The organism is Streptomyces rugosispiralis, from assembly GCF_024505145.1.
Taxonomy (GTDB): Bacteria; Actinomycetota; Actinomycetes; order Streptomycetales; family Streptomycetaceae; genus Streptomyces; species Streptomyces rugosispiralis.
In genome coordinates this window covers 1-19,588 of record NZ_JANIAA010000068.1, presented here as the reverse complement: position 1 = coordinate 19,588, position 19,588 = coordinate 1, and the positions used below count along the sequence as shown (strand labels likewise).

At 74.5% G+C, this 19,588-nt stretch carries 2 protein-coding genes; both read right to left on the bottom strand.

Translation table 11 applies throughout. From position 1 onward, the window contains the following. Positions 1 to 32: 32 nt before the first annotated feature. Positions 33 to 17,294 carry an SDR family NAD(P)-dependent oxidoreductase gene (locus tag NP777_RS44970; protein ID WP_449343566.1) on the bottom strand — a complete coding sequence of 5,754 codons (17,262 nt, stop codon included), beginning with the start codon at positions 17,292 to 17,294 and terminating at the stop codon, positions 33 to 35. Between the two features lie 56 nt (positions 17,295 to 17,350). Beyond that, the coding region (locus NP777_RS44965) for an SDR family NAD(P)-dependent oxidoreductase (protein ID WP_256655984.1) at positions 17,351 to 19,588 on the bottom strand (2,238 nt) is incomplete at its 5' end.

The following is a 19,588-nucleotide window of genomic DNA, read 5'->3' as shown; positions in this document are numbered from 1 at the left end:
GGCCTTGTCACTTCACGCCGGCTACGGTCACTTCAGGAGATCCCGAATTCCTTGCCGATGAAGTCGAAGAGGTCGTCGTCCGTGGCGGACTCCAGCTCCTCGGCGACTCCGGCGCCGTCTTCCGGTCCTCGGTTGTCGTTCCATTGCGCGAGCAGGGCCTGCAGCCGCGCGGTGACCCTGCTCCGGCCCTCGTCGTCCGGGGCGGCTCCGGCCAGGGACTTCTCCAGCCCGTCGAGCTCCGCGAGCAGCGAGGTGACCGCCGTCGCGTCGTCCGGCAGGATCTCGCCGCGCAGATACTCGACCAGTGCGTTGGGCGTCGGGTAGTCGAAGACCAGCGTCGCCGGGAGGCGGACTCCGGTCGTCGCGTTGAGACGGTTGCGGAGTTCGACCGCGGTGAGCGAGTCGAAGCCGACCTCGCTGAACGAGCGGGCCGGGTCGACCGTCTCCGGGCCGGGGTAGCCGAGGACGGCCGCCACCTGGGTGCACACCAGCTCCAGCAGCACCTCCTCGCGCTCGGGCCCGGAGAGCCCGGCGAGCCGCTCACGCAGCGCCTCGGCACCGGCCGCGGCGGCGGCCGCGGACTCGGCGGCACGGCGGGCCGGGGCCCGGACCAGGCCGCGGAAGAGCGCGGGCAGCATGCCGCTGCCCGCTTGTGCCCTGAGTGCGGCCATGTCCAGCGGCAGCGGTATGAGGAGGGCCCCGTCCGAGCCCTGTGCGGCGCCCTGTGCGGCGTCCTGCGCGGCGCTCTTCGCGACGCCCTGTGCGGCGTCGAACAGCTCCATGCCGCTCTCGGCCGTGAGCACGCCGACCCCGCCGCGCCGGATGCGGGCGATCTCGGCCTCGTCCAGTTCACCGCCCATGCCTCCGGCCACCGACCACAGGCCCCAGGCGAGGGAGGTGGCGGGCAGGCCATTGGCGCGGCGGTGCTGGGCCAGGCCGTCCAGGAAGGCGTTGGCCGCCGCGTAGTTGCCCTGGCCGGGGCCGCCGAAGACACCGGCGGCCGAGCTGAACAGGATGAACGCGGACAGGTCCGCGTCCTGGGTCAGCTCGTGGAGGTTCCACGCCGCGTGTGCCTTCGGACGGGCCACGGTGGCCAGGCGCTCGGGGGTGAGCGAGCCGATCACTCCGTCGTCCAGGACGCCTGCCGTGTGGATCACGGCGGTGAGCGGGTGTTCGGCCGGGATGGACGCGATGACCTCGGCGAGGGCGCTTCGGTCGGCCGCGTCGCAGGCCGCCCAGTGGGCTTCGGCGCCCAGGTCGGTGAGTTCGGCGGTGAGTTCGGCGGCGCCGGGGGCGGTTTCGCCACGGCGGCTGAGCAGGAGCAGGTGGCGTACGCCGTGGTTGGTGACCAGGTGCTTGGCGAGGAGGGTGCCCAGGGTGCCGGTGGCGCCGGTGAGGAGGACGGTGCCGTCGGTGTTCCACTCGGGCGCTTGGTTCTCCGTCGCCTTCGCCACGGTGGTGGCTCGGGCCAGCCTTGGCGCCCGGGGGGCGCCGTCGCGGAGGGCGATCTGGGGTTCGCCCGTTGCCAGGGCGGTGGCCACGGTGTCTTGTGGCTTGCCCTTGCCGTCGGTGTCCACGAGGACGATGCGGTCCGGGTTCTCCGCCTGGGCGGAGCGGGCCAGGCCCCAGATGGCGGCTTGGGCCGGGTCGGTCGTCGGCTCGTCCGTACCGGTGCTTACGGCTCCCGAGGTGAGGATGACCAGGCGGGCGTCCGTGAAGCGGTCGTCGGCCAGCCACTGCTGGAGGAGGGCCAGGGCGTGGGTGGTGGACTGGTGTGCCGTGTCGGCGGGCGAGGGGTTTTCCCCAGTCCCGCCCCTTCCCGTAACCATGGGCTCCGCCCCTGGACCCCGGTCCTCAAACGCCGGACGGGCTTGGTTTGCCGGACGGGCTTGATTCGCCAGGTCGGCCACGACGTATTCCGGGAGCCGGGTGCCGGAGGCGATCGCCTCCGCCAGCGCGTCCAGGTCCGCGTACGTCGGGAGGCCCAGGGTGTCGGGGCCCACCGCCGCCCAGCGGTCGGGGGTCACCTCGGTGGACTGGGCCGGGACCGGGAGCCAGTCCAGGCGGAAGAGGGAGTCGGACGGGCTGCCGGGGCGGGCCGCGCCCAACTGGTCCGGGGAGATCGTGCGGAGGGCCAGGCCCGCTACCGATGCCACCGGGGCGCCCGTCGTGTCGGCCAGTTCCAGGGTCACCGTGCCCGTGGCCGTGCCGTCCAGCCGCACGCGCAGGGCCGAGGCGCCCACCGCGTGCAGGGAGACTCCGGTCCAGGAGAAGGGCAGGCGGCCCTGGCCGTTGCCCTCTTCGGCCGCGCTCAGGCCCAATGCGTGCAGTGCGGCGTCCAGCAGCGCCGGGTGCAGCCCGAACGCGCCCGCCTCGGACTTGCGGTCCTCCGGCAGGCTCACCTCGGCGAACACCTCGTCGCCGCGTCGCCAGGCGGCCGTCAGGCCCTGGAAGACCGGGCCGTAGGCGAAGCCCGAATCGGCCAGACCCTCGTACAGGCCCGCCACCTCGATCTTCTCGGCCTCCGCGGGCGGCCAGGCGGTCAGGTCGAACGAACTCTCCGCCGTGCCCGCCACCAAGGCGCCCGTGGCGTGGCGCAGCCACGGTTCGTCCGTCGGCGCGCCCTCCGCGCGCGAGTGCAGCGTGAGCGCGCGGCGGCCGGTGTCGTCGGGGGCGGCGAGGGAGAGGCGGAGCTGGACGGCGCCCTGGTCGGGGACGATCAGGGGGGCTTCCAGGGTGAGTTCGTCCAGGCGGTCGCAGCCCGCGTGGTCCCCGGCGCGCAGGGCCAGCTCCACGAAGGCGGTGCCCGGCAGCAGCACCGTGCCCATGACCGCGTGGTCGGCCAGCCAGGGCTGGGTCTGCAGGGAGAGCCGTCCGGTGAAGGCGATGCCGTCCGAGTCGGGCAGTTCCACGGCGGCGCCCAGCAGCGGGTGGCCCGCCGCGTGGAGGCCGATCGCGGTGGCGTCACCGCCGACCGGGCCGGCGTCCAGCCAGAACGAGCGGCGCTGGAAGGCGTACGTCGGCAGATCGACCAGCTTCGGGCCGTACGGGGCGTACAGCGGACCGAAGTCCACCGCGGCGCCCCGGACATGGGCGGCGCCAACGGCCGTCAGCAGCGTCTCGGCCTCGGGGCGGCCCTTGCGCAGCGCGGCGGCGAAGGCGGCCACGTCGGCGTCGGCCACGCAGTCCTGGGCCATGGCGGTCAGGACACCGTCGGGGCCCAGTTCGAGGTACGTGGCGACGTTCTGCGCCTCCAGGGTCCGCACCCCGTCCAGGAAGCGGACGGCCTCACGGACGTGGCGCACCCAGAAGTCGGCCGTCATGATCTCTTCGGCGGCGACCACGCCACCGGTCAGGTTGGACACGATCGGGATGCGCGGAGGCTGGTACGTCAGCCCCAGCGCCACCTCGCGGAAGGCGTCCAGCATGCCGTCCATGTGGGGCGAGTGGAACGCGTGGCTGACGGTGAGCCGCTTGGTCTTGCGGCCCTCCGCCTCGAAGGCCGCCGCGATCTCCAGCGCCGCGTCCTCGTCGCCCGCGACCACGACCGAGGTCGGGCCGTTGACGGCCGCGATGCTCACGCGCTTGCCCAGCCGCGGGGTCACCTCGTCCTCGGACGCCTGGACGGCGATCATCGCGCCACCGGCCGGCAGCCGCTGCATCAACCGCCCGCGGGCGGCCACCAGCTTCGCGGCGTCGGCCAGCGAGAGCACACCGGCCACATGGGCCGCCGCCAGTTCGCCGATGGAGTGGCCGGAGAGGAGGTCCGGCTTCACGCCCCACGCCTCGACCAGGCGGAACAGCGCCACCTCGACCGCGAACAGCGCGGGCTGGGTGAACCCGGTCCGGTCCAGCTCCTCGGCGTCGTCCCCGAACATCACCGTCTTCAGCGGCCGTTCGAGGTGCGGGGCCAGCGCGTCGCACACCTCGTCCAGCGCCTCGGCGAACGCCGGGTAGGCGTCGTACAGCTCACGGCCCATGCCGAGCCGCTGGCTGCCCTGGCCGGTGAAGAGGACGGCCAGCTTGCCGCCCTCGGCCACCGCGCCCTCGACCAGGCCGGTCGTGGTGCGGCCCTCGGCGAGGGCGTCGAGCCCGGCCAGGAAGGCGTCCCGGTCCCGGGCGAGGAGGGTCGCCCGGTGCTCGAACGGCACCCGGGACGTGGCCAGGGAGTGGCCGATGTCGGCCAGGGGCAGCTCGGGACGGTCGGCCACATGGGCGCGGAGCCGGGCCCCCTGGGCGCGCAGCGCCTCGGGGGTCTTGGCGGACAGCACCCACGGCAGCGCGGACGGCAACAGGGACGGCAGCACGGACGGCTCACCCGGCGGAAGCGCCGAAGCCTCCGCGTCCTCGGCCTCCGGCACCTGCTCGATGATGGCGTGCGCGTTGGTGCCGCTCATGCCGAACGACGAGATACCGGCCCGGCGCGGACGCCCGGTCTCCGGCCACTCCCGCGCCTCGCTCAGCAGCGACACCGCACCCGCCGCCCAGTCCACATGCGGCGACGGCTCATCGATGTGCAGCGACTTCGGCAGCACACCGTGCCGCATCGCCTGCACCATCTTGATGATGCCCGCGACACCGGCCGCGGCCTGCGTATGGCCGAAGTTGGACTTGATCGAGCCCAGCCACAGCGGCCGATCCTCGGTCTTCTCCTTGCCGTACGTGGCCAGCAGCGCCTGCGCCTCGATCGGGTCACCCAGCGTCGTACCCGTGCCATGCGCCTCCACCGCGTCCACCTCGGACGCCGACAGACGCGCGTTCGCCAGCGCCTGCCGGATCACCCGCTGCTGCGAGGGACCGTTCGGCGCCGTCAGACCATTCGACGCACCATCCTGGTTGACCGCCGTGCCCCGTACGACCGCCAGCACCTTATGGCCATTGCGCCGGGCGTCCGACAGCCGCTCCACCAGCAGCATGCCGACACCCTCGCCCCAGGCCGTGCCGTCGGCGGCGGCGGCGAACGGCTTGCAGCGGCCGTTCCTGGCCAGACCGCGCTGGCGGCTGAACTCGGTGAACACGTCGGGGGTGGTGATGATGGTGACACCGCCCGCGAGCGCCATCGCGCACTCGCCGTTGCGCAGCGCCTGCGCCGCCAGGTGCAGCGCCACCAGCGACGACGAACACGCCGTGTCGACCGTGACGGCCGGGCCCTCGAAGCCGAAGGTGTACGCCACCCGGCCGGAGGCGATGCTGCTGGAGCCGCCGGTGCCGAGGTAGCCCTCGACGCCCTCCGGGACGGTGTGCAGCCGCGACACATAGTCGTTGTGCATCTGGCCGACGAACACGCCGACCTGCTTGCCGCGCAGCGCCCCCGGGTCGAGGCCCGCCCGCTCGAAGGACTCCCAGGAGGTCTCCAGCAGCAGCCGCTGCTGGGGGTCCATGGCGAGCGCCTCGCGCGGGTTGATGCCGAAGAAGGCCGGGTCGAAGTGGTGGGCGTCGTAGTAGAAGCCGCCCTCGCGGGCGTACGAGGTGCCGGGCCGGTCCGGGTCCGGGTCGTAGAACGCCTCGAGGTCCCAGCCCCGGTCCTCCGGCAGCCGGGCGATGCCGTCCCGGCCCTCGGCCAGCAGCTCCCACAGGTCCTCGGGGGTGCGCACATCCCCGGGGAAGCGGCAGCTCATCGCGATGATGGCGATCGGGTCGTCCTCGTCCGTCACGGCACCCGCCGGGCCCTCCGCCCGCGCGGGGACGGCCGCGGCCGCCTCGGAGCCGAGCAGCTCCTCCAGCAGATATCCGGCCAGCGCGGTCGGCGTCGGGTAGTCGAAGACGAGGGTGGCGGGCAGCCGCAGCCCGGCGGCGCCGCCGAGGCGGTTGCGGAACTCCACCGCGGTCAGCGAGTCGAAGCCGAGGTCCTTGAAGGCCCGGCTCGCCTCCACCGCGTCGGGCGAGTCATGGCCGAGCACCACGGCCACCTGGGCGCGCACCAGGTCCAGCAGGGTCTGCTCGCGCTCGGCCGCGGCCAGCCGGACCAGCCGCTCCACCAGCGAGGAGCCGTCCCTGTCCGCGCCCGACTCGGCGGTGCGGCGGGTCGTACCGCCGCGCACCAGACCGCGCAGCAGCGGCGGCACCATCTCGATGGGCGCGCCGGTGAGCGGCGCCAGGTCGAGCTGCATGGGCACCAGGAAGGCGTCGCCCACCTCCTGGGCGGCGTCGAACAGCGCCAGGCCCTCGGCGGAGGAGAGCCCCAGCACCCCGGAGCGGGTCATCCGGGACTTGTCGGTGGCCTCCAGCTCACCGGTCATCCCGCTGGCCTCGGCCCACAGGCCCCAGGCCAGCGAGGTGGCGGCGAGGCCCTGGGACTGGCGGTGGCGGGCCAGGGCGTCCAGGAAGGAGTTGGCCGCCGCGTAGTTGGCCTGGCCGGGGCCGCCGAAGGTCCCGGCCGCCGAGGAGAACAGCACGAACGCGGCCAGGTCCTGGTCGCGGGTCAGCTCGTGCAGGTTGACGGCCGCGTCCACCTTGGGGCGCAGCACCTTCTCCAGCCGCTCCGGCGTCAGCGCGTCGATCACCCCGTCGTCCAGCACACCGGCGGTGTGCACGACGGCGGTCAGCGGACGCCCGGAGGGGATGTCGGCCAGGACGGCGGCGAGCGCGTCCCGGTCGGCCGCGTCGCAGGCGGCGATGGTGACCTCGGCGCCCAGCTCGCGCAGTTCGGCGGCGAGTTCGGCCGCGCCCGCGGCCTGCTCACCGCGGCGGCTGGTGAGCACCAGACGGCGTACGCCGCGCTCGGTGACCGCGTGCCGGGCGACCAGGCCGCCCAGGGTGCCGGTGCCGCCGGTGATCAGCACCGTGCCGTCCGGGTTCCACGGGGCGGGCACGGTGAGCACGACCTTGCCGATATGGCGGGCCTGGCTGAGGTAGCGGAACGCGTCCGGGGCCTGCCGCAGGTCCCACGCGGTGATCGGCAGCGCCCGCAGCGCGCCCTGCCGGAACAGCTCCAGCAGCTCGCTCAGCATCTCCTGGATGCGGTCCAGGCCCGCCTCGGTGAGGTCGAACGCCTGGTAGGAGACGCCGGGGTAGGTGGCCGCGACCTCCTCGGGCGCCCGGACGTCGGTCTTGCCCATCTCGACGAACCGGCCGCCGCGCGGCAGCAGCCGCAGCGACGCGTCCACGAACTCCCGGGCCAGCGAGTCCAGTACGACATCGACGCCGCGACCGCCGCTGACCTCGCGGAACTTGTCCTCGAAGGCCAGGTCGCGGGAGGAGGCGATCCGGTCGTCGGCCAGCCCCAGCGAGCGCAGCGTGTCCCACTTGCCCTGACTGGCGGTGGCGTAGACGTCCACACCCCAGTGGCGGGCCAGCTGCACGGCGGCCATGCCGACACCACCGGCGGCGGCGTGCACCAGGAGCGACTCCCCGCCCCGGAGGCCGGCCAGGTCGCGCAGCGCGTAGTAGGCCGTCATGAAGACGATCGGCACGGACGCGGCCTGGGCGTACGACCAGCCCTCGGGCATCGGCACGACCATGCGGCGGTCGACGACCACCAGCGGGCCGAAGCCACCGGGCAGCATGCCCATCACCCGGTCGCCGGGCGCCAGGTCGGTGACGCCGGGGCCGGTCTCGAGGACGACTCCCGCGCCCTCGCTGCCCATCAGGCCCGCGTCACCGGGGTACATGCCGAGCGCGTTGAGCACATCGCGGAAGTTCACACCGGCGGCCCGGACCGCGACCCGCACCTGCCCGGCCTCCAGCGGCGCGGCGGCCTCCGGGCTGGGCAGCAGGGTGAGGTTCTCCAGGGTGCCCTTGTCCTGGATGTCCAGCCGCCAGGCCGGCTCGCCGGGCGGCGGCACCATGGGCCCACTGGCGGCGGTGCGCGCCAGCCGGGGGGCGTGTACGGCGCCCCGGCGCAGCACGAACTGCGGCTCGCCGGAGGCGAGCGCGGCGCCCAGCGCCTCGTAGGAGGCGTCGGTGCCGTCGAGGTCCACCAGCACCAGCCGGTCCGGGTTCTCCGACTGCGCCGAGCGCACCAGGCCCCACACCGGGGCGTGTGCCAGGTCGTGGGTCCCGGCGTCGCCCGCGGTGGCCACCGCGCCCCGGGTGACCAGCACCAGCTGGGACGCGGCGAACCGGTCGTCGGCCAGCCACGCCCGGACGAGCGCCAGCGTCCGCTGGGTGGCGGTGTGGACGGCGGCGGTCACCTCGTCCCCGGTGGCGTCGCGCGGGTCGAGGTACGCCAGGACGTACGCGGGCGCCTCCCCGGCCGCGGCCAGCGCGTCCAGGTCGGCGTGGATCGCGGCACCGGAGGTCAGCGGGGCGGGCGCGCCCGCACCGAGCACCGTCCAGGACGCGGCCGGGCTCTCGGTGGACATCGGCACGGTGGCCCAGTCCAGCCGGTACAGCGACTCGTGGTACGCGGCGGAGCGGCCCTCGGCGAGCTGCCCGGCCGAGACCGGGCGCAGCGCGAGCTGCTCGACCGAGGCCACCGGGGCACCGGTGCCGTCGGCCAGCTCCAGCGACACACCGTCGGCACCGGCCGGGGTCAGCCGGACCCGGAGCGCGTCGGCGCCCACGGCGTGCAGCGACACCCCGCTCCAGGAGAACGGCAGCCGCCCCTGCTCATCTCCGCCCGCGCGGGCGAACGTGCTGTGCAGCGCGGCGTCCAGCAGCGCCGGGTGCAGCCCGAACCCGCCCGCGTCGGCCTTGCGGTCCTCCGGCAGCCGCACCTCGGCGAACACCTCGTCACCGCGCAGCCAGGCCGCCGTCAGCCCCTGGAACATCGGGCCGTACGCGAAACCGCCCTGCGCCAGGTGGTCGTAGAGCCCCTCGACCTCGGCGGGCTCGGCGCCCTGCGGCGGCCACGCCGTCAGGTCGAACGAGGGCCGCGGGCCGGCGGCCACCAGCACACCGCTCGCATGCCGGAGCCACGGCATCTCGGCGGGCGCGTCCTGCGCCCGCGAGTACAGCTCCAGGGTGCGGTGCCCGGCCGGCTGCGGGGCGCCGACCACGATCTGCAACTGGACCGCGCCGCGCTCGGGCAGCACCAGCGGCGCCTCGATCGTCAGCTCGTCCAGCCGGTCGCAGCCCACCTGGTCACCGGCGCGGATGGCCAGTTCGACGAAGGCGGTGCCGGGCAGCAGGACGGTGCCCATGACGGCGTGGTCGGCCAGCCACGGGTGGCTCTCCAGCGACAGTCGCCCGGTGAACAGGAAGCCGTCGGAGTCCGCCAGCGGAACGGCCGCGCCCAGCAGGGGGTGGTCGGCCCGGTCCAGACCCGCCGACTCGACGTCGCCCACGAAGCCCGCGGGGGACGTCAGCCAGAAGCGGCGGTGCTGGAAGGCGTAGGTCGGCAGGTCGACGCGGTGGGCGCCGGTCCCGGCGAAGTACCCGGCCCAGTCCGGGGTCACACCGCGGACGTGCAGGGCGGCGAGTGCGGTGGCCACGGTCTCGGCCTCGGCGCGGTCCTTGCGCAGCGCGGCGGCGAAACCGGCCACATCGGCGTCGGACTCGGACTCGGACTCGGCGAGGCAGTCCTGGCCCATGGCGGAGAGCACGCCGTCGGGGCCGAGTTCGAGGTAGGTGGTGACGCCCTGGGCCTCCAACGTCCGAACGCCGTCGAGGAAGCGGACCGCCTCGCGGACGTGGCGCACCCAGAAGCCGGGGCTGGTGATCTCCTCGGCGGAGACGACGCCACCGGTGAGGTTGGAGACGATCGGGATGCGCGGAGCCTCGTAGGCCAGCCCCTGCGCGACCTCGCGGAACGCCTCCAGCATCCCGTCCATGCGCGGAGAGTGGAACGCGTGGCTGACCGTGAGGCGCTTGGTCTTACGGCCCTGGGCCTCGAAACCGGAAGCGATCTCAGCCGCCGCGTCCTCATCACCCGCGATGACGACGGAAGTGGGCCCGTTGAGGGCGGCTATCGAGACGCGCTCGGTGAGCAGCGGCGCGACCTCGTCCTCGGACGCCTGCACCGCGATCATCGCGCCACCCGCGGGCAGCTCCTGCATCAACCGGCCACGCGCCGCCACCAGCTTCGCCGCGTCGGCCAGCGACAGCACACCCGCCACATGCGCGGCGGCCAGCTCACCGATGGAGTGCCCGGAGAGGAAGTCGGGCCGCAGCCCCCACGCCTCCGAGACCAGCCGGAACAGCGCCACCTCGATCGCGAACAGCGCGGGCTGAGTGAACCCGGTCCGGTCCAGCTCCGCCGCGTCGTCCCCGAACACCACGGTCTTCAGCGGCCGTTCGAGATGCGCGTCCAGTTCGTCGCAGACCGCGTCGAACGCCTCCGCGAACACCGGGTAGGCGTCGTACAGCTCACGGCCCATGCCGAGCCGCTGGCTGCCCTGGCCGGTGAACAGGAAGGCCACCTTGCCATCCGCCACCGAGCCCTGGACCAGCCCCGCGGCCGACTCGCCGCGCGCCAGCGCCTCCAGGCCCGAGATCAGCGCCGCGCGGTCCGAGCCGACCACGACCGCACGGTGGTCCAGCGCGGCGCGGGAGGTCGCGAGCGAGTACGCCAGGTCGGTCGGGGAGACGTCCGGCCGCCGCTCGAGGTCGGCGAGCAGCCGCTCGGCCTGTGCCCGCAGCGCGTCGGCGTTCTTGCCGGACACGGTCCACGGCAGCACGGAAGGCCGGGCGGCCGGAAGCGCGGAGACCTCCGCCGGTTCGGTCTCCGGGGCCTGCTCGATGATGGCGTGCGCGTTGGTGCCGCTGACGCCGAAGGAGGAGATACCGGCCCGGCGCGGACGCCCGGTCTCCGGCCACTCCCGCGCCTCGCTCAGCAGCGACACCGCACCCGCCGCCCAGTCCACATGCGGCGACGGCTCATCGATGTGCAGCGACTTCGGCAGCACACCGTGCCGCATCGCCTGCACCATCTTGATGATGCCCGCGACACCGGCCGCGGCCTGCGTATGGCCGAAGTTGGACTTGATCGAGCCCAGCCACAGCGGCCGATCCTCGGTCTTCTCCTTGCCGTACGTGGCCAGCAGCGCCTGCGCCTCGATCGGGTCACCCAGCGTCGTACCCGTGCCATGCGCCTCCACCGCGTCCACCTCGGACGCCGACAGACGCGCGTTCGCCAGCGCCTGCCGGATCACCCGCTGCTGCGAGGGACCGTTCGGCGCCGTCAGACCATTCGACGCACCATCCTGGTTGACCGCCGTGCCCCGCACGACCGCCAGCACCTTATGGCCATTGCGCCGGGCGTCCGACAGCCGCTCCACCAGCAGCATGCCGACACCCTCGGCCCAGCCGGTGCCGTCCGCGTCCGCGGAGAAGGACTTGCAGCGGCCGCTGGCCGAAAGACCGCCCTGGCGGCTGAAGTCGATGAAGGTGTCCGGGGTGGACATGACGGTGACACCGCCCGCGAGGGCCATGGTGCACTCGCCGTTGCGCAGCGCCTGCGCGGCCAGGTGCAGCGCCACCAGCGACGACGAACACGCCGTGTCGATGGTGACCGCGGGGCCTTCGAGACCGAAGGTGTACGCCACCCGGCCGGAGGCCACGCTGCCCGCCGTACCGGTGCCGAGGTAGCCCTCCAGTCCCTCCGGCAGGGCGGTCAGCCGGGAGAGGTAGTCGTGGTACATGACGCCCGCGAAGACGCCGGTCTTGCTGCCGCGTACGGTCGCCGGGTCGATCCCGGCCCGCTCGAACGCCTCCCAGGAGCTCTCCAGCAGCAGCCGCTGGTGCGGGTCCATGGCGAGGGCTTCGCGCGGGTTGATGCCGAAGAAGTCGGGGTCGAACTCGCCCGCGTCGTAGAGGAATCCGCCCTCGATGGTGGCGCTGGTGCCCGCCTGCTCGGGGTCGTCGCCCAGCAGCCCTTCGAGCTGCCAGCCGCGGTCGGTCGGGAAGCCGGAGATGGCGTCCACCGAGCCGGTGACGAGCTGCCACAGCTCCTCGGGGCTGCTGACCCCGCCGGGGTAGCGGCAGCTCATGCCGACGATGGCGATGGGCTCGTCGTCGGCGACGGCCACGGTGGCGGCCGGGGCCGCGGCGGCCTCGTCGGCCTGGTCGCCGAGGATCTCGGTGCGCAGGAAGCCGGCGAGCGCGGTCGGTGTCGGGTAGTCGAAGACGAGGGTGGCCGGGAGCCGTACGCCCGTGACGGCGCCGAGGCGGTTGCGCAGCTCGACGGCGGTGAGCGAGTCGAAGCCCAGCTCCTTGAAGGCGCGTGCCGAGCCGACGGCCTCCGGGCCCGCGTAGCCGAGTACGGCGGCCACCTGACCGCACACGATCTCCAGCAGCAGCCGGTCGCGCTCGGGCACGGACAGCCCGAGGAGCCGGTCGGCGAGCCCGCCGGGGGCCGCGCCGCCGCCCGCCTCGACCACCCGGCGGCCGGGGGCCCGCACCAGGCCGCGCAGCAGCGCGGGGACCATGGTGGCATCGGCGTGGCGCAGCGGCGCCAGGTCCAGGTGCATGGGGACGAGCGTGGGGTCGCCCACGGCGAGGGCGGTGTCCAGGAGGGCGAGGCCCTCCTCGGAGGAGAGGGCGGCCACTCCGGCGCGGGTGATGCGCTGGATGTCGGTGTCGTCCAGGTCGCCGGTCATGCCGCTGCGCTCGGCCCACAGGCCCCAGGCGAGGGCGGTGGCGGGCAGCCCCTGGGCGCGGCGCCGGTGGGCGAGGGCGTCCAGGAAGGCGTTGGCGGCCGCGTAGTTGGCCTGGCCGGGGCCGCCGAGGGTGCCGGCGGCGGCGGAGAACAGCACGAACGCGGAGAGGTCGAGGTCGCGGGTCAGCTCGTGGAGGTTCCACGCGGCGTCCACCTTGGGCGGCAGGACGCGGTCGACGCGCTCGGCGGTCAGCGAGCCGATGACACCGTCGTCCAGCACACCGGCCGTGTGCACCACGGCGGTCAGCGGGTGCTCGGCCGGGACGGCGGCCAGCACCTCGGCGAGCGCGTCGCGGTCGGCCACGTCGCAGGCGGTGAGGGTGACCTCGGCGCCCGACGCGCGCAGCTCGGCGACGAGTTCGGCGGCCCCGTGGGCGTCTCCCCCGCGCCTGCTGAGCAGCAGCAGGTGGCGTATGCCGTGCTCGGCCACCAGATGGCGGGCGACCAGCCCGCCGAGGGTGCCGGTGGCGCCGGTGACCAGGGCGGTGCCCTCGGGGTCGAGGGCGGGGGCGGTCCGCTCGGGGTCGGAGGCGACCTTGGCCAGCCGCGGTACGACCACGGTCCCGGCGCGGACGGCGAGCTGCGACTCACCGGTGGCCAGGGCGGCGGACAGCACGCGGTACGACTCGTCGGTCCCGTCGGCGCTGTCGAAGTCCATCAGCACGAAGCGGTCCGGGTTCTCGGACTGCGCCGAGCGCAGCAGGCCCCACAGCGGGGCGTGGGCCAGGTCCCCGGTGTCGGCGTCGGCGGAGGTGGCGACGGCGCCACGGGTGGCGATCACCAGCCGGGAGCCCTCGAACCGGGCGTCGGCGAGCCAGCTCTGGACCAGCTCAAGCGCGCGGTGCAGGGCCTCGCGCACGGCGGTCCCGACGGGAAGCCCGGTGTCATCCGCGAAGAACGGCGCGACGACGGCCCGCGGCACCGGGGCCCCGGCGTCCACGGCCGCGCCGAGCGCGGCCAGGTCGGCGTACCCGGCGGCGGTGGGCAGGGCGAGGGCCAACTCGGGGTGGCCGTCGCCCAGCACCGCCCACTGCCCGGCCACGACGGTGGTGTTGGCGGGGACCGGCGCGTGGGTCCACTCGACGCGGAACAGCGCCTCGTGGAAGGCGCCGCGCGCGGCGTGCACCTGGTCGGGCGAGACGGGCCGCAGCAGCAGCGAGTCGACGGAGGCGACGGGCGCGCCGCTCTCGTCGGTCACCAGCACGGCCACCGCGTCCTGACCGGCGGGCGAGAGCCGGACGCGCAGCGTGGCGGCGCCCACGGCGTGCAGCCGGACCCCGCTCCAGGAGAAGGGGAGGCGGCCGTGCTCGGTGTCCTCCAGGAGGGAGCCGATGCCCACGGCGTGCAGGGCCGCGTCCAGCAGCGCCGGGTGCAGCCCGAACAGCTCGGCCTCGGCGCGGGCGCTCTCGGGCAGCCGCACCTCGGCGTACACCTGGTCACCGTGTTGCCAGGCGCCCTGGAGCCCCTGGAAGACCGGGCCGTAGGCGAATCCGGTCCCGGCGAGCCAGTCGTAGAGACCGTCCACGGGGACTTGGGTGGCACCGGCCGGGGGCCAGGTGGTGAGGGTCTCGTCGGGGGTGGTGGCGCCGGTGCCGAGCACACCGGTGGCGTGGCGGGTCCACTCGCCCTCGCCCCAGGTGCCGTCGGGGGCCTCCTCCAGCCGCGAGTGCAGGGTCAGCGAGCGGCGGCCGGTCTCGTCCGGGGCGCCCACGGACACCTGGAGCTGGACGCCGCCCTGCGGGGGCAGGACCAGCGGGGCCTCGAGGGTGAGCTCCTCCAGGACGTCCGCGCCCGCGTGGTCACCGGCGCGGATGGCCAGCTCCACGAAGGCCGTGCCGGGCAGCAGCACGGTGTCCATGACGGCGTGGTCGGCCAGCCAGGGGTGGGTCTGGAGGGACAGCCGTCCGGTGAAGAGGAATCCGGCGCCGTCGGCGAGCGACACGGCGGCGCCGAGCAGCGGATGGTCGGCGGAGCCGAGCCCGGCGGCGGTGACGTCGCCGGTCCACGGTCCTGGCGGCTCGGGCCAGTACAGCTCGCGCTGGAAGGCGTAGGTGGGCAGTTCGACGCGGCGGGCGCCGGAGCCCTCGAAGACCGCGGCCCAGTCGACGGCCACGCCGTGGACATGGGCGCGGGCGAGGGCGCCGGCCAGGGCGATGGCCTCGGGGCGGTCGCCGCGCAGCACGGGCACGAACGCGGCGCCGTCGCCGGTGACGCAGTCCTGCGCCATGGCGGAGAGCACCCCGTCGGGGCCCAGCTCCACGTACGTGGCGACGTCGTACTCCTCGAGCCGGCGGATGCCGTCGGTGAAGCGGACCGCCTCGCGCACGTGCCGGACCCAGTAGTCGGGCGAGCAGATCTCGTCGGCGGAGACCGAACCGCCGGTGAGGTTGGAGATGATGGGGATGACCGGCGGGGCGTAGGTCATCTGCCGCGCGACCTCGCGGAAGGCGTCCAGCATGCCGTCCATGCGCGGCGAGTGGAACGCGTGGCTCACGGTGAGCCGCTTGGTCTTGCGGCCCCGCGTCTCGAAACCGGAAGCGATCTCCAGCGCCGCGTCCTCGTCGCCCGCGATGACGACCGACGTCGGCCCGTTGAGCGCGGCGATCGACACCCGCTCGGTGAGCAGCGGCGCCACCTCGTCCTCGGACGCCTGGACGGCGATCATCGCGCCACCGGCGGGCAGTTCCTCCATCAGCCGGCCGCGCGCGGCCACCAGCTTGGCCGCGTCGGCCGGCGAGAGCACACCGGCCACATGCGCGGCGGCCAGTTCGCCGATGGAGTGGCCGACGAGGAAGTCGGGCTTGACGCCCCACGTCTCCAGCAGCCGGAACAGCGCCACTTCGAGGGCGAACAGCGCGGGCTGGGTGTAGCCGGTGCGGTCCAGCAGGCTGCTGTCGTCGCCGAACATCACCTCGCGCAGCGGCCGCTGGAGGTGCTGGTCCAGCTCGGCGCACACCTCGTCCAGGGCACGGGCGAAGGCCGGGACGGCCGCGTACAGCGCACGGCCCATTCCGGCGCGCTGGCTGCCCTGGCCGGTGAAGAGGAACGCGACCTTGCCCTCGGCGACCTCGCCCCGGACGACGCCGCCGGTGGGGGTGCCCTCGGCGAGTTCGGCCAGTCCGCGCAGCAGTTCGTCGCGGCCGTCCGCGCCCGCGAGGACCACGGCCCGGTGGTCCAGCGCGGCACGGGTGGTGGCCAGCGAGTGGGCCAGGTCGACCAGGCCGAGGCCCGGGTCGCCCTGGATCCGGGCGGTGAGCCGCTCGGCCTGGGCGCGCAGCGCCGGTGCGCTCTGCGCGGACACCAGCAGCGGCACCTGCCCGCCGATACCGGTCCACTCCGCGTCGCCGGGGACCTGCGGCTCGCGGTCCTCGGCGGGGGCCTGCTCGATGACGGTGTGGGCGTTCGTACCGCTCACACCGAAGGAGGAGATGCCCGCGCGGCGCGGCTGGCCGGTCTCCGGCCACGGGGTGTTCTCGGTGAGCAGGGAGACGGCGCCCGCGTCCCAGTCCACGTCCCGGGAGGGCGCGTCGACGTGCAGGGTCCTGGGCAGCACCCCGTGCTCGATGGCCTTGACCATCTTGATGATTCCGGCGACACCGGCGGCGGCCTGGGTGTGCCCGAAGTTGGACTTGATCGAGCCGAGCCACAGCGGACGGCCCTCGGCCCGGTTCTGCCCGTACGTGGCGAGCAGGGCCTGCGCCTCGATGGGGTCGCCGAGGCTGGTGCCGGTGCCGTGCGCCTCGACGGCGTCCACCTGGGCCGGGGTGAGCCGGGCGTCGGTGAGGGCCTGGCGGATGACGCGCTGCTGGGACGGGCCGTTGGGCGCCGTCAGGCCGTTGGACGCGCCGTCCTGGTTGATCGCGGAGCCGCGGACGACGGCCAGCACCTGGTGGCCGTTCTTACGGGCGTCCGACAGCCGCTCGACGAGCAGCATGCCCACGCCCTCGCCCCAGCCGGTGCCGTCCGCGCCGTCCGCGAACGCCTTGCAGCGGCCGTCGGGGGCGAGGCCGCGCTGGCGGCTGAAGTTGATGAACGCACGCGGGCTGTTCATCACCGTGACACCGCCGGTGAGCGCCAGCGAGCACTCGCCGTTGCGCAGCGCCTGGATGGCCAGGTGCAGCGCCACCAGCGATGCCGAGCACGCGGTGTCGACGGTGAGCGCGGGGCCCTCCAGGCCGAAGGTGTAGGAGATCCGGCCGGAGATGACGCTGGCGGCGTTGCCGGTGAGCAGATACTGCTCGACGCCCTGCGGCAGCGTGTGCATCAGCTCCGGGTAGTCCTGGCCGTTGGTGCCGACGAAGACACCTGCCTTGCTGCCGCGGAGCGTGGCCGGGTCGATCCCGGCCCGCTCGAACGCCTCCCAGGACGTCTCCAGCAGCAGCCGCTGCTGCGGATCCATGCCGAGGGTCTCGCGCGGGCTGATCCCGAAGAACCCGGCGTCGAACTCGCCCGCGCCGTCGAGGAACCCGCCCTTGTCGGTGTAGCTGGTGCCCTGCTCGTCGGGGTCGTCGGCGAAGAGCGCGTCGACGTCCCAGCCACGGTCCGTGGGGAAGTCCGCGATGGCGTCGCCGCCCGCGGCCACCAGCTCCCACAGCTCCTCCGGAGACGTGACGCCTCCGGGGAACCGGCAGCTCATTCCGACGATCGCGATCGGCTCAGGCTCCTGCGACTCGACCTCGCGAAGACGCTGCCGCGTCTGGTGCAGATCGGCAGTTACCCGCTTGAGGTAGTCGAGGATCTTGTCCTGATCCGCCATTGGAGTCTCACCCATGCTTCTCGTCACAAACCTTGCGCCCGCGGACCTTCAGATCCTTAGATTCCGAGTTCCTTGTCGATGAAGGCGAAGACCTCGTCGGGCGTCGCCTCCTGCAACTTCTCCGTCACGGTGCCGCCGTCGCCGTCGGCCGCCTCGGCATCGGCCGTACGGGGCTCCGCCCACTTCGCCGCGAGGTCCCGCAGCCGGGCCGCGATGTCGTCCCGTGCCTCGCTGCCGGGGTCCAGGACGGACAGCGCGGACTCCAGCGCGTCGAGCTCCGCGATCCCGGGCGCCGCGGCCGTACCGCCGTCGCCCACGATCCGGCCGCACAGGAACTCGGCGAGCGCCGCGGGGGTCGGGTAGTCGAAGACCAGCGTGGCGGGCAGCTTCTGCCCGGTGGCGGCGGTCAGCCGGTTGCGCAGCTCCAGCGCGATGAGCGAGTCGAAGCCCAGCTCCTTGAACGCCCGCCCGGCGCCGACCTCGTCGGTCGAGGGGTGGCCGAGCGCGGCGGCCGCGTTGGTGCGCACGACCTCCAGGACGACCAGGGACTGCTCGGCCCGGGAGATCCCGGCCAGCCGGTCGCGCAGCGCGTCGGCCGGGGACCCGTCGGAGGCCGTGCCGGGCTCACCGGCCGGGCCGCCGGTCTCCCGCAACTGCTTGACCTCGGGCAGTTCGCCGATGAGCGGGCTGGGGCGGACCGCCGTGTAGCCGTAGGCGAAGCGGTCCCACTGGATGTCGGCGACGGCCACGACCGTGTCCGCGTGGTCCAGGGCCCGCTGGAGCGCCGTGATCGCGGCGTGCGGGGCCATCGCCGGGACGCCGCCCCGGTCCAGCCGCTCGCCGATGGCGCCGTCGGCGGCCAGGCCCGTCTCACCCCAGCGGCCCCAGGCCACCGAGGTGGCGGGCAGCCCCGCCGCGCGGCGCCGCTCGGCCAGCGCGTCCAGATAGGCGTTGGCCGCCGCGTAGTTGCCCTGTCCGGCGTCACCGAGGGTGCCCGCGATACCGGAGAACAGTACGAACGCGGACAGGTCCAGATCGCGGGTCAGCTCGTCCAGATGGCGCGCCGCGTCGGCCTTGGGGCCGAGGACGGTGGCGAACCGCTCCGGGGTGAGCGCGTCCAGGACGCCGTCGTCCAGGACGCCCGCGGCGTGCATGACCGCCGTGAGCGGCCGGTCGGCCGGGATGGCGGCGAGCAGCGTCTCGACGGCCTTGCGGTCGGCCACGTCGCACGCGGCGATCGTGACCTCGGCACCGAGCCCGGTCAGCTCGTCCCGCAGTTCGGCGGCGCCCGGGGCGTCCAGGCCACGGCGGCTGGTGAGCACCAGGTGCTCGGCCCCGTTGCCGGCCAGCCAGCGCGCCACATGGGCGCCCAGGGCGCCCGTACCGCCGGTGACCAGCGTCGTACCGGACGGCTTCCACGACCGTACGGCGGGCGCGCCGGCCAGCGGGGCGTGGGCGAGCCTGCGGGCGAACACCCCGGCCGCGCGCACCGCGAGCTGGTCCTCGCCGTCGGTCCCGGCGAGCACCCCGGCGAGCCGGGCCAGCACCCGCTCGTCGGGCGCGCCGGGCAGGTCCACCAGACCGCCCCAGCGCTCCGGGTACTCCAGGGCCGCGGTCCGGCCGAGGCCCCAGACGAGCGCCTGCTCGGCGGATTCCACCTGGTCCGTCCGGCCGACGGCGACCGCGCCCCGGGTGGCGCACCACAGCGGCGCGTCCACCCCGGCGTCGCCGAGCGCCTGGATCAGCGCGGCGGTGCCGACCAGCCCGGCGCCGACCCCGTCGGTGCCGGGCGCGGTGCCCGTGTCGAAGGCGAGCAGCGACAGCACACCCGAGACGGCTCCGGCGTCGGCCAGCTCCTCGCGGACCAGGCGGGTCAGCGACGCGCGGTCCGACTCCACGGCGGCCGGGGTGATCTGCCGCACCTCGGCGCCGCGTTCGGTGAGCATCCGCACCGCGCCGAGCGTCCAGTCGTCGATGGCGGCGGACTCGGGCACGGCCAGCAGCCAGGTCCCGGACAGCCGCGGGGCCTGTGCCTCGGTCAGCGAGGTCCAGGTCACGCGGTAGCGCCAGCCGTCCACGGTGGACTGCTCGCGGGCCTGCTTGCGCCAGGACGCCAGGGCGGGCAGGACGGCGCCGAGCGAGGACCGCTCACCGTCGTCCCCGAACGCGAGGGTGTCGGCCAGCGACTCCAGGTCCTCGCGCTCGACGGCCTCCCAGAAGCGGGCGTCCACGGCGTCGGACGGCGCGCCCGACTCGTCGGCCGGGGTGGCGGCAGGCTGCGGCCAGTAGCTCTG

What these genes read in the sequence shown, in the direction of transcription:
- NP777_RS44970 (WP_449343566.1), bottom strand. Translation starts at nt 17,294, where the DNA reads ATGGCGGATCAGGACAAGATCCTCGACTACCTCAAGCGGGTAACTGCC.